The 11,998-nt window shown below is 62.5% G+C and carries 13 protein-coding genes; 11 read left to right on the forward strand and 2 right to left on the reverse strand.

Annotation, left to right across the window (positions count from 1 at the left end):
• Positions 1 to 47 precede the first annotated feature (47 nt).
• Positions 48 to 1,028, forward strand: coding sequence for a Bug family tripartite tricarboxylate transporter substrate binding protein (locus ASE11_RS08550; RefSeq protein ID WP_082585626.1), 981 nt, complete (start codon positions 48 to 50; stop codon positions 1,026 to 1,028).
• A 110-nt stretch (positions 1,029 to 1,138) separates the two neighbouring features.
• Positions 1,139 to 1,780, forward strand: coding sequence for a 4-carboxy-4-hydroxy-2-oxoadipate aldolase/oxaloacetate decarboxylase (locus ASE11_RS08555; protein WP_056269244.1), 642 nt, complete (start codon positions 1,139 to 1,141; stop codon positions 1,778 to 1,780).
• A 782-nt stretch (positions 1,781 to 2,562) separates the two neighbouring features.
• Here the strand turns inward: ASE11_RS08555 and ASE11_RS08560 are convergent.
• Positions 2,563 to 3,234: a hypothetical protein gene (locus ASE11_RS08560; RefSeq protein WP_056269246.1), complete on the reverse strand. Its 672-nt coding sequence runs from the start codon at positions 3,232 to 3,234 to the stop codon at positions 2,563 to 2,565.
• 147 nt (positions 3,235 to 3,381) lie between these two features.
• Between ASE11_RS08560 and ASE11_RS25285 the strand changes: the two genes are divergently transcribed.
• The 9 genes from ASE11_RS25285 to ASE11_RS08600 all read left to right on the forward strand — a co-directional run bounded on the left by ASE11_RS25285 (position 3,382) and on the right by ASE11_RS08600 (position 10,944).
• Positions 3,382 to 3,762, forward strand: a complete 381-nt coding sequence (locus tag ASE11_RS25285; protein WP_082585627.1) for a CidA/LrgA family protein — start codon at positions 3,382 to 3,384, stop codon at positions 3,760 to 3,762.
• Positions 3,759 to 4,442 carry an LrgB family protein gene (locus ASE11_RS08565; protein WP_156406277.1) on the forward strand — a complete coding sequence of 228 codons (684 nt, stop codon included), beginning with the start codon at positions 3,759 to 3,761 and terminating at the stop codon, positions 4,440 to 4,442. Before ASE11_RS25285 ends, ASE11_RS08565 begins: the two co-directional genes overlap by 4 nt.
• 675 nt (positions 4,443 to 5,117) lie before the next feature.
• Entirely contained in the window at positions 5,118 to 5,480 is a 363-nt protein-coding gene (locus ASE11_RS08570; RefSeq protein ID WP_056269249.1) for a Zn-ribbon domain-containing OB-fold protein, read from the forward strand.
• A gap of 1 nt (position 5,481) precedes the next feature.
• Positions 5,482 to 6,633, forward strand: a complete 1,152-nt coding sequence (locus ASE11_RS08575; protein WP_056269250.1) for a thiolase family protein — start codon at positions 5,482 to 5,484, stop codon at positions 6,631 to 6,633.
• Position 6,634: 1 nt separating this feature from the next.
• On the forward strand, positions 6,635 to 7,396 hold the full coding sequence (locus tag ASE11_RS08580) for an SDR family NAD(P)-dependent oxidoreductase (protein ID WP_056269252.1): 762 nt from the start codon (positions 6,635 to 6,637) through the stop codon (positions 7,394 to 7,396).
• Between the two features lie 9 nt (positions 7,397 to 7,405).
• Positions 7,406 to 8,209: an enoyl-CoA hydratase/isomerase family protein gene (locus tag ASE11_RS08585; RefSeq protein WP_056269254.1), complete on the forward strand. Its 804-nt coding sequence runs from the start codon at positions 7,406 to 7,408 to the stop codon at positions 8,207 to 8,209.
• A gap of 43 nt (positions 8,210 to 8,252) precedes the next feature.
• Positions 8,253 to 9,263 carry a tripartite tricarboxylate transporter substrate binding protein gene (locus tag ASE11_RS08590; protein WP_056269257.1) on the forward strand — a complete coding sequence of 337 codons (1,011 nt, stop codon included), beginning with the start codon at positions 8,253 to 8,255 and terminating at the stop codon, positions 9,261 to 9,263.
• Complete coding sequence (locus ASE11_RS08595) at positions 9,260 to 9,688, forward strand: PaaI family thioesterase (RefSeq protein ID WP_235501232.1); 429 nt, start codon at positions 9,260 to 9,262, stop codon at positions 9,686 to 9,688. The genes ASE11_RS08590 and ASE11_RS08595 overlap by 4 nt, the downstream gene beginning before the upstream one ends.
• Positions 9,682 to 10,944, forward strand: a complete 1,263-nt coding sequence (locus tag ASE11_RS08600) for a CaiB/BaiF CoA transferase family protein (protein ID WP_082585629.1) — start codon at positions 9,682 to 9,684, stop codon at positions 10,942 to 10,944. The genes ASE11_RS08595 and ASE11_RS08600 overlap by 7 nt, the downstream gene beginning before the upstream one ends.
• Here ASE11_RS08600 and gcvA read toward each other — a convergent pair.
• Positions 10,898 to 11,797 (reverse strand): transcriptional regulator GcvA, encoded by a 900-nt coding sequence (gcvA, locus tag ASE11_RS08605; protein WP_056269259.1) that lies wholly within the window; start codon positions 11,795 to 11,797, stop codon positions 10,898 to 10,900. The genes ASE11_RS08600 and gcvA overlap by 47 nt on opposite strands.
• Between the last annotated feature and the right edge of the window lie 201 nt (positions 11,798 to 11,998).

Raw genomic sequence — 11,998 nt, forward strand, 5'->3', positions numbered from 1 at the left:
CCGTCGAAACTGATCAAGCACCTGCCCATAACACCCGGAGACATCATATGAAATCCCTTGTCACGATTCTGCGCGCCACCGCCATCGGTTTCCTGGTGGCCTGGGCCGGCACAGGCGCCATGGCGCAGTCGTCCTATCCGTGCCCGGTCGTGAAGATTGTCTCGCCATACCCTCCCGGTGGAACCACCGACATACTTTCCCGCCTTCTAGCACCGGGTCTGGCCAAGGAGCTGGGGACCGCTGTCATTGTGGAGAACAAGGGTGGCGCGAGCAGCAACATCGGCACGGCGTTTGTCTCCAGCGCCGCCCCGGACGGCTGCACCCTGCTGTTGGGCAACAACACCGGGGTGGTGATCAACCGCAATCTGTACAAACTTCGCCTGGATCCCGTCACGACCCTGGCACCCGTCGTAGAGGTGGCCTCCGTGCCGCTGGTTCTCTACGTCAATGCGGCTGAGTCGGCCAAGTCGGTCGATCAACTGGTGGCAGCGGTCAGGGCCAATCCCGGCAAATACAGCTTTGCTTCCGGAGGCAGCGGTAGCCCGCAGCACCTGATGGGTGAGTTGCTCAAGCTGGAGATGGGACTGGATATGACGCACATCCCCTATCGTGGGCAGGGCCCGGCCTTGCAGGATGTGATTGCCGCCCAAGTGCCTGTGGCCTTCGAAACAACCACGGCGATTGCCTCGCAGCTCGGCTCCGGGCGCATCCGGGCCCTGGCAACGACCGGGAGCGAGCGTTCGAAGAACTTGCCCGACATCCCGACCATGAAGGAACTTGGCTACACAAGTTTCGTGATCGAGAACTGGTACGGCATCTTTGTCCCGATCAAGACGCCTGCGCCTCTGGTGGACCGCCTGAATCGGGACATGTTCAAGGTTCTTCAGAGCCCGGACGTGTCGAAGAGGCTTGTCGAAATGGGTTCGCGCGAGATGTCCGGCTCCCCCAAGCAGTTTTCGCAGTTCATTGCCAAGGAGTTGCCCTACTGGGCGTCCTTGGTCAAGCGCTCAGGCGCGAAGGTCGACTGAAGGCACGTGCCTCAGCTTCCTGTTTTTATCTCTTCATGAACACGCGTGGACGGAGTCCGACCCAGACACGCGACTCCACCGACCCCATCGCCCTTCAAGCCGAGAATCCAATGGCCATCACGGAAGTACAAACTCTACAGTTGCGCGACTTGGGCGCAGCCACCGTCTATGAGGCGCAAGGCGCCAAGGGCGCTTTGGACAGCGGCATGAAGCCGATCGACCCGACGGTGCGCTTGGTGGGACCAGCCTTCCCCGTCGATTGCCGCCCTGCGGACAACTTGGTGCTGCACTATGCCGTTCAAAAGGCCAAACCCGGCGACGTTCTGGTGGTGGACGCCAAAGGCTTCATGGAAGCGGGCCCCTGGGGCGATGTGTTGACGATCCAGGCGATGAAGGTCGGTATCGCCGGCTTGGTCATCAATGGCTGTGTGCGCGATGCCAATACGATCATCGAGCTGGGCTTTCCCGTGTTCTGTCGAGGTCTTTCAATCAAGGGCACTGCCAAGAACCAGCCGGGCAAAGTCAACGTCCCCGTCTCGATCGGAGACGTGCTTATCCAGCCGGGGGACGTAATCGTGGGCGACCGCGATGGCCTCGTCGTGGTACCAGCCGAAGAGCTCGTGTCGACCATCGCCGCCAGCCTGATTCGCGAGGAGAAGGAGGCTCTGCAGCGAAAGGCTATCGCAGAAGGTGCCTATACCGCGGACCTGCTGGGCTTTACCAGAACGCTGCAGGCTCTCGGCTTGGTGTGAGCGCGTAGATTCGTCGACGCAATGGTGCAATCAATCAACCTGGGCGACACAAGCGCTTGCCCAGAGACGGCCGTTGCAGGATTTTCGGTACTCGTCTTGCACAAGGTGCAGTACCACCTGATTCCCATTTCCAGATGGATAAACAGAAACCTCCAGCAGCCTGGCCATCGGCATTTTTGGGACGTTCTGAGTGCGAGGAGAGCTTGACCTCAGCTCGGTGGCGCAAAGAGATCAAGCGAGCGGCAAGTTCAGGGGTTGCTATCCAAGCTTTGGACTGTTTGGAATGCGCGCCATAGGTGCAGATCCTGCCTAAACTGCTGGGTCGTACTGGAAGTGTGCATGCGAACAAAGCTGGGCAATGTTCCTGTGTGTGCTGGTCCAGGCCCAAAAAACTTCATCTCGCCTCTCGCTACAACCATGTAAGTTGAAAAGGTGTTGATGTCAAGATGTTCAACTATGTCAGAGTGTCTTCTATGTCTATCCAACGCCAATGCACAGCGGGTTGCTGTACTTTTAATGCAGAGAAAAAGGGCTGCAGATCGCGGCATTGATGACACCAGTGAGCACAAAGGCAGATGACCCAAACTTCATCGCTCAAAAATTGCCCCTCGCAACTTCCAGTCCTAGGTAAATCGACTCCTCATGGGAGTTGCTCACTGTACTCGTCACTTACTTCGGCACGATAAAGGTTGAAAGCTCTCGGACCGGTTCGACGGATCCGCATGGAGCGGAAACTGTTGGAATGGTGCGGGTAGGGATCAGAATGGCTTGAACTGAAGGGTTCAGGTTGAGGAATGCGGTTGTGCGCCCGAGAGGGCTCTTGCCACTGGAGTCAGATGCATCTGTAGCTCCGGGCCGCCGAGCCACTCGTCCTCACGAAAGAAGACGCCTTGAATGCTGAGGGTGGACAGGCCATTGCTCGGACCTTGGCCTGCAGTTGCCAGCAAGGACTCGACGGACAGGCCGTCTTCCTCGCTGCGCAGCAATGCCCAGCCTGGTGGGCCATCGCCCAGACGAATCGGCGCTACCAGCGAGAAGCCCTCCCAGGCCAAGTTGGCGACGTCCTTCAGCCGTCCTGTCAAGAGCCAGCCGCGGCCCTTGTCGTGACCTTTCAGCGGTGGTCCGTTCAGGGCCACCGTTCCGGCGCGAAGGCCAGAGAGCAGGTCGGGCAACCACAGTTCGCGCAGGCCCACGTTGGGCGAGCGCACCAGCGCCTCAATGGCCAGACGTTGGGCCCACAGGACCTCTGCGGCTGTTGCATCGTTCTCGCGCATAAACCGGGCTCTCTCAGCCAGAACATCAAGGCTTTCGCCTGCGCCGCCCAGCGCGGGTGGCAAAGCACACAGTAGCAGGCCGGTGTCTACCACCCTCTTCAGGGCGTTCTCGCCAACTGGGGCGCTGCGCGCGGCATTGGCGTAGGCGTTGAAGTTTGCGGCCAGAGGTTCAGTGAGCATGGCCAGTATGTTGGCCTGGAAGCTTCTGTCAGTAAAGATTCAGATTATTCAAATGCGACCGGATCAGATGGGATTTTGGTTATCTGGTCCTGCCGGAAATTCCCACTTCTGATCCGTGGTGTCGCGCGCGCGAGGGATACTTGACCCATGTTCAAGTTGTCAGGTGGATCGCGCATCATCCGAGCACTGCTGGCCGCCATCGGCTTGGGGGCCCTGCAATGGCTCGGAGATACCGTGGTGGCGGTCTTTGATTGGCCGATTCCGGGCTCGCTGGTGGGTTTGCTGATTCTGTTCGGTGCATTGCTGGTCGCGGGCGATGTGCCGCGTGCGTTGGACGACGTGAGCGCGCCCCTCCTGCGCCATTTGATGCTCTTCCTCATCCCGTCGGTGGCTGCCGTGGGCTTTTATGCAGGTTTGTTGGCGCAACACGCTGCAGCGTTTTTGCTCGCCGCGGTTTTTGTCACGGCCTTTACGCTGGTCGCCACTGCCTGGACGCTGCATCGCTTGGTCAAGCGCGTTTCGCGATGATGTTTTGGTCGACGATCACGCTGGCAGCCTATCTCATTGCTCTGTCGCTGTACCGTCGCAGTGGCCACCATCTTTTGTGCCTGCCGGTGCTCACCGGCACGGCCCTGGTGCTCGCTGCGATGGCACTTGCCGGCACGGGCTACCCGCTGTATGTCGAGGCCACCCGCTTGCTGCGATGGCTGACAGGGCCGGCCATCATCGCCTTGGCCGTCCCTTTGTTCCGGCAGGCGGCCTTACTACAACGGCTGGCTGCGCCGCTGTTCGTCTCGTTGGCGGCGGGTTGCACGGTGTCGGTGCTGGGCACCCTTTTGCTGTGCCACCTCTTCGGTACGCCGATGTCGTTCGCGCTGTCACTGGCGCCCAAGGCTGCCACCATGCCAATGGCCATGTTGGCAGCCGAGCGCGCGGGCGGAATGCCTGCTGTGGCCGCGATGGCCGTTGTCGCGACCGGCGTGCTCGGCTGTTTGCTGGCTGGGCCGCTGCTGCACTGGCTGCGGATCGGGGAAGGCGAGGAGTGCGACATCGTGCGAGGCTTCACACTGGGCTTGGTAGCACACGCCATCGGCGTTGCGCGGGTCTTGCAAACGAGCCCGGGCAGCGTGGCCTTTGCAGCACTGGCTATGGGCCTGAACGGAGTCGCCACAGTTCTGGTGCTGGTCTTGCTGTCACGCTGGCTTTAATACTGGGGCGCCGGGCTGATCCCTCGGCGGATTTGTTGTTGGAGCTTGGGGCGTTCCGGGTTGCTGATCCGACTGTCTGCGCTGTAAGCTTCCTAGGAAACTGGGAACTGGGTAGTCTAGATGACTGGGTTGCGACTGACCCGATACCAGCAATTCGCCGAAGAATTGGCGGAGGCCATCCAGGGTGGCCTGTTGCGACTTGGCGATCGCCTGCCTTCGATACCTGCTACCTGCGTACAGCGTGGCATGAGCCCGCCCACAGAATTCCAAAGGCTGATCGAAACGAGCGCTCGATCGGGGTGTTCGTGCACGGTTAGGCGCTGCTGAGGAATTCACACCTAGCGCTCTTGGGCAACGGCATCCAGCGGACTGCCTGTCCCGCTCGCAGCCAACATGAGCAACTATCAGCCGCTCGTCCCCGCCCGGCGCGCGCACCCAGGCCACACGGCCGTCCGCGCTTCAGCCCCTGGCTGCACATCGCAGAAAATGGCAGCTCCAATTGGCGGTCGAAATCCGGGTCGATCAGCGCTGAAAGACGCCCGCTGACGACGCTCAAATGCTGAACCTCGATTCAGTTTTTCTCAAGTGAAAGAGAGCAAAAACTCGTTTGTCATCGCCTGTGCGCTCTGGAACTATTCGGTCTCGAATTCCAGTACCGACTCAAGGAGACACTGCGTGAACGAGACCACCCCCATCTGGAGCAACGCCGAGCCGCCGCGCTTGCTGGCATCCCGCCATCGCACATCAGGCGCACTGCGCTTCCCGCCCTATCCCGTGCATTCGCCTCTGGCCGGACAACATGAAACCGTGGACGTGAGCACAGAGGGACTGGTCTACAGCTACTCCGTCATCCACCCGAATCCCAAGACCGGCGCTGCCGCCTATGCACTGGGTTACGTTGACTTGCCGGGACCGCTGCGGGTGTTCGCAAGGTTCGCGCACGGAGCAATCCCTGCCGTGGGTTCGCCGTGCGAAGCCATCCCGGACCCGGAGTTGGGATACCAGTTTGTCGTGAAGCAGCAAAAGAAGGGCGATTGAGATGAGCGCATCCACATACATTCACGGCGTGGCCATGACGCCGTTTGGCCGCCATATTGGCGTGCAAGCCCCGGAACTGGCACAGCAGGCCATCTTTGGCGCACTGGAAGACGCTCAGGCCGATCTGAGCGACATCGACGCCATCTATTGCTCCAACGTGTTCGGAGGCATGATCCTTGGTCAGGTCATCGTCCGCGACCTCGGTCTCAAGGGCATCCCTGTCTACAACGTCGAAAACGCCTGTGCCAGCGGTGCCACGGCCGTGCACCTGGCGCGCCATGCACTGATGGCCGGTCAATACCGCCGCGTGCTGGTCTTCGGTATCGAGCAGTTGACCCAACTCGGCGGCGGCACCATTCCGTTGCAGCTCAATGACGACAAGACCGCTCTGTACGCACGCTCTGGCATGGTGCTTCCGGCGGTGTACGCGATGCGAGGAACCCGTTTCATTCACGAGGGGCGCGGCACGACCGCCGACCTGGCCGCCATCGCCGTGAAGAACCGGTTCAATGGCACGCTCAATCCGTATGCGCAGCAGCGCAGCGAGGTCACCGCAGAACAGGTGCTTGCCTCGCGCATGGTGGCCGACCCGCTGACGCTGTTGCAATGCTGCCCGTCACAGGTGGATGGGGCAGCCGCGCTGGTACTCGGCACGAGCCCGGCCGCACACCACGGAAAGCCTGTGCAGATCCTGGCCTCCATCGTGCAATCCGGCATGGCCGAGGAAGCGCGTGACGATATCCTGGACGCCGAAATCACGGCGCGCGCCGCGAGACTGGCGTACGAGGCCGCAGGCGTATCGCCGGCCGACGTCGGTGTGGTCGAACTGCACGATGCATTCACGATCGCCGAACTGCTTTACTACGAAGCTTTGGGCTTAGCGGCCGAAGGGGAGGGCGCCGCTCTGCTGGGTTCGGGGGCCACCAAGCTTGGCGGGCGTGTGCCAGTCAACCCAAGTGGTGGCCTGCTTGCCAAGGGGCATCCGTTGGGCGCTACCGGTGTCGCACAGATGGTCGAAGTGGTGTGGCAATTGCAGGGCCGCGCTGGCGGGCGCCAAAGTGGATCGCCGAAGATCGGCCTGACACAGTGCACGGGCGGGGGTATCGCCGGCGTGGATCACGCCGCATCGTCCGTGCATTTGCTGGGGATCTGACATGAGCACCACGTTCCAAAATGCCCCTTGCGCGGTTGTGACTGGCGCCGCGCGTGGCATCGGACTCGGAATTGCATCGCGCCTGGCCGCCCAGGGCGCGAAGGTGGCGCTCTTCGACCGCGATGCAACGGCACTGGCCGCTGCGGCTGCAGGCCTTGAGTCGCAAGGCCTCAAGGTGTTCACCCAAACCGTGGACCTGACCAACGGTCAGCAGGTCGCTGGCGCATTCGAAGCCACCATCGCAGCGATGGGCACGGTGGGCTTCCTGGTCAACAATGCGGGAGCCGTGCGTGATATGCGCTTCCTCAAGATGAGCGAAGACGACTGGGATCTGGTCATCGACACAAACCTGCGCTCGCAGTTTCTGTGCTGCAAGGCGGCCTTGCCGGGCATGATCGAGCAGGGGTTCGGCCGAATCGTGAACATCTCGTCTCGCGCCTGGCTTGGTGGTTTCGGGCAGGCCAACTACTCTGCTGCCAAAGGTGGCGTGGTGAGTCTCACCCGCAGCCTGGCGATCGAGTTTGCGGCCAAGGGTGTCACGGTCAACACCATCGCGCCCGGCATTGTTGACACGCCGCTGTTTCGCGACTTCACGCCGGAAGTGCAGGCGCGCTTGCGCGAGTCGGTGCCGGTCAAGCGCATCGGCAATGCCGATGATGTGGCGAATGCGGTCGAGTTTTTCCTGAGCCCATCCTCTTCGTACGTGACAGGCCAGACGCTGTACGTTTGCGGTGGCCGCAGCTTGTCATCGCCGAGCGTTTGAGGAGTCGACATGCCTGTGCAATTCGACACTCAAGATGCGGTTGCCACTGTCACCCTGGACCGCCCCGCGGCGCTCAATGCGCTGGATATCGATTCGCTGCGTGAACTCCGCGCCCACCTCGTGCGCTTCCAGGAGGACGACAGCCTGCGTGCGTTGGTGCTTACTGGCTCTGGCGACAAGGCCTTTTGCGTAGGTGCCGACCTCAAGGGCACGCGCTCCTCGCCCGCACCTTATGCGCAGGCAATGTTTCGTGACAAGGCGTCGGCCAGTGAACTGGGCCTGTACATCCGCCTTATGGACCTGTCGGATCTGGAGGTCTGGAAACCGATGATTGCCGCCGTACATGGCTTCTGCCTGGGCGGTGGGTTGGAGCTCGCACTGCAGTGCGATCTGCGCATTGCCAGCGAAGGTGCGCAGTTCGGCTTGCCGGAGGTGGCCGTGGGCTCAATCCCTGGTGTCTCCGGTGTGCACCGACTCACCCGCGCCATCGCCCGCGCGCCGGCCATGCAGATGGTCATGACGGGCGGGCGCATTGATGCAGCGCAAGCGCTGCGCTGGGGGCTGGTGTCGGAGACCGTGGCGCGTGACCAGCTGCTGCCCCGAGCGATGGAGCTCGCGCAACGCATCGCCGGCAACGCGCCACTGGCGCTTCAGTCGGTCAAGAAGCTGAGCCTGCAGACTGCCCATCTCAGCGACGCTCAAGCGCAGGAACTCACCGAGCTGCACTGGGGCGCGTTGCGCGACACGCGAGACCGTCAGGAAGGTCGCGCAGCCTTCGCCGAACGCCGCCCACCCCATTTCGTAGGCCAATGAACGCCCTATAAAGCGTCGATTTCACTCAACCTGGAGACAAACCATGAACAAAGCAACCCTTTCCACCCTTCTGTCCCGCCGCCGCTTCGCCCTCACTGTCCTGGCAGCGTCGTCCCTTCACGCTGCGCCCGCATGGGCTCAGGCTCCCGCGCCGGCTTGGCCAACGCAGGTCGTGCGCCTTGTCGTGCCCTTTGCTCCCGGCGGTGGGAACGACTTGCTGGCCCGTGCTATCGCCCCACGTCTGGCAGAGATCCTGGGCCAATCCGTGGTGGTGGACAACCGGCCCGGCGCCGGCGGCAATCTGGGCACCGACCAGGTGGCCAAGGCCGCGCCCGACGGCCACACCATCCTCATTGCGTCCAACCAGACCACGATCAACCCCGCACTCGGCGTGAAGACGCCGTTCAACATCGAAAAGGATTTCGCACCGGTCGGTCTGATCGCGTCGGTGCCGATTGTGCTGGTAGCCAACAACACACAACCCTTCAAGAACCTCAACGACTTCCTCAAGTACGCGCAGGCCAACCCCGGCAAATTGTCCTACAGCAGCCCGGGCAATGGCACGCCGCAGCACTTGGCCGGCGAGGTGTTCTCGCGCATGACGAAGTCATTCATGGTGCACATCCCATACCGCGGCACGGGGCCCGCCGTCACCGACGTGGTGGGTGGTCAGGTGGAGGTCACCTTCGGCACCATGGCGTCCGTGCTGTCGTTCGTCGAGACGGGCAGGCTGATGCCGTTGGGCATCGCGGGCCAGCAGCGATCAAACTTGCTGCCAGCTCTGCCCAGTTTTGGTGAGGCAGGGCTCAAAGGCTACGAGGCCGCGCTCTGGTACTGTCTGCTGGCACCAGCACAAACGCCGAAGCCTGTTGTGGCCAAGCTCAACGCCGCGCTCAATCAGGTGCTCAAGCAGCCTCAGATGTTGCAGCAGCTCACCAAGCTGGGCTTTGAGACCGAGACATCCACCCCCGAAGCCCTCAAAGGTCTGATGGACCGAGACCTTACGCGTTGGAATCGCGTGGTCACCGAACACAAGATCAAGGTGGAGATGTGAGCGCGCTGCCCGCAGCCCCATCTCTGGGCAACCCGATGCTGGAAGAGCTGGGCGTCGAGCTCGTCCAATGGCGCGCGGGTTATTGCGAGATGGCCCTACCGCTGGCACCACGCCACCTCAACCGCCGCGGCCGCGTGCAGGGCGGCGTGGCTGCCACATTGCTGGATGCGGCCTGCGGCTATGCCGGCCTGCTGTCGGCAGCTGACGGCGTGGCGGCCGACGCGGCCACCATCACCCTCAGTGTGAGTTACCTGCGAAAGCTCGACCAAGGCCGCTTACGGGTGATCGGTCGCGTTACGGGCGAAGGCCGCAGCATCTACTTTTCGTCGGGTGAGCTGTTCGCGCCCGACGGAAGCCTGGCGGCCACGGCCATCGGGTCGTTCAAGAAATCAACCACCACCCGTGCTGGAGAAACGCCATGTTGAGAACCGCCTTGAACGGCCTGAAGGTGGTCGACTTCTCGCAAATCGCGGCGGGCCCCACGTGCACCATGTTGCTGGCCGATCTGGGCGCCACAGTGGTGAAGGTGGAACCCCCCGAGGGCGACCTGGGCCGTACGCTGGGTCCGGGCTGGGTAGGCAAGGACAGTGCCTTGTTCCATGCTCTCAACCGAAACAAGCAGGGCATCTGCGCCGACCTCAAGACTCCCGGCGGCCTGGAGGTGGCGTGGCGCCTTATCGCGGAGGCCGACGTGTTGATCGAGAGCATGCGCCCTGGCGTGATGAGGCGGCTCGGCCTTGGCCACGAGGTGCTGTGCCGTGAATTTCCGCGCCTGGTCTATTGCTCCATCTCTGCCTATGGGCAGCAGGGTCCATATGCCGGACGCGCCGGGGTGGACGGAATTCTGCAGGCCGACACCGGTCTCATGAGCATCATCGGCACCCCGGGGTCAGAGCCTTGCAAGGTGCAAACGCCTGCTGTGGACGTCGTCACCGGCTACGTGGCGTCGACCGCGATACTCGCCCGGCTGATGCAGCGCACCGCGACCGGCGTGGGTGGCCACCTCGACGTGAACCTGATGAACTCCGCGATTGGCCTGCAGGCTCCTGCAATCGCCAGTTACATGAGCGACCGTGTGCTGCCAAAACGCATCGGCAGCGCCGCGCCTTACTCCGCACCAAACGAGGCGTTTGAGACGGCGGATGGCTGGATCATGGTGGCGGCCTACATGGGCGACCGCTGGCAAAAGCTCTGCAGCGTGCTGGGGCGCCCCGAACTGGCGCAGGACGCGCGCTTTACCACCTCGGTCCTGCGTACAGCCCACCGCGACGAGATGCGCGAAGCCCTCAACGCCCTGTTTCGAACGCACCCCACCGATCACTGGTTGCCGCTGCTGCTGGCGCAGGACATCTTGTGTGCTCGCATCGGCAACTACGAGGATCTGGCGCGCCATCCGCAGGTGGCCGCCAACCGCTCCATGGCCACCCTGGACATCGCAGGCTACGGGCCGCTGCAGGTGCCGGCGTTCCCGGTCAACTCCCTGGAGAGTGCCGGGCTGCCCTATCGCACCGCGCCCTCCCTTGGCGCGGACACGCGCAGCGTGTTGCGCGGGCTGGGCTACGACGAGGCGGCCATTGAAGCCCTGCTGACAGGTGGCGACGTGCAGGCGACAGCACCAGCGGCAGACGGCACGCCTACGGCGCCGCCACCGCCCCCAGGTGTTCCAGCAACCACAGCCTGAACTGCTGCATGTGCACGCTCTCGGGACGCGCACGGGGTGTGATGAGGTAGTAGGTGAAGTCGCCCATGTCCAAGGTGTGTTTGAACGGACGCTTGAGCTTGCCGGTGGCCAGCTCCGGCTCCACGAGGAAGAGTTGCGCCATGGCCAGGCCCTGGCCTTCCACTGCGGCCGCGTAGGCGATTGCTGAACTCTCGTACGTCATGCCCGCATGCGGGTCAAGGTGTTCGATGACGCCGGCATCTTCCAGCCAAACCGCCCAGTCGTCGGGCCGTGCGATTGAATGCAGAAGCGTGTGGGCCGCGAGGTCTTCGGGTTTGCGCAGCGGCGGTCCAGCTTTAATGAGCTTTGGACTGGCCACTGGGGTGAGGATGTTTGCCACGAGGCGGTGTGCCGTCACATCCGGCCATTTCCCGTCGCCCAAGCGAATGGCTCCGTCGAGGTCATCGCGCTTGAAATCGACCGGATCGAGTGAGGTGGTGAGCAGCACCTCCACGTCGGGGTGCGCCGCGTGGAAGCCCGACAGGCGAGGGATGAGCCACTTCATCGAAAATGTCGTGTAGGCCCGGATCTTCAACTGTGCGCGCCGGCCGCGCTTGACCCGCAGGCCCGCCGAGCGGATGAGTTCGATGGCTTTTGCAGAGGCGCGGAAGAAGTCAGACCCCTGGCGCGTCAGCGATACCTGGCGATGTCCGCGCTTGAGCAGGCTCACGCCCAGGTGTGACTCCAGCAACTGCACCTGTCGGCTGATGGCGCCAGGGGTGACGTGCAGTTCGGCGGCAGCAAGGCTCATGCTGAGGTGGCGTGCCACCGCTTCGAAAGCGCGCACTGCATTGAGAGGAGGGAGACGATCCATGCACGAAGTATCCCCCGACGCTTGAGATGTCTTCCATCCGTACAAACGAGAGAATCGGGGGGAAGCCTCAAGTGAGGCCGGCTGCGCGGCTAGGGCGTGTTAACACTAATTCCAAGATCAGCAGATTTCCAAGAAACTGGTGCCATGGAAATCACACCTGAACAGTTCTCGCGCATCGAACATTGTTTGCCTCTGCAGCGC

The organism is Hydrogenophaga sp. Root209, assembly GCF_001428625.1.
Lineage (GTDB): Bacteria > Pseudomonadota > Gammaproteobacteria > Burkholderiales > Burkholderiaceae_C > Hydrogenophaga.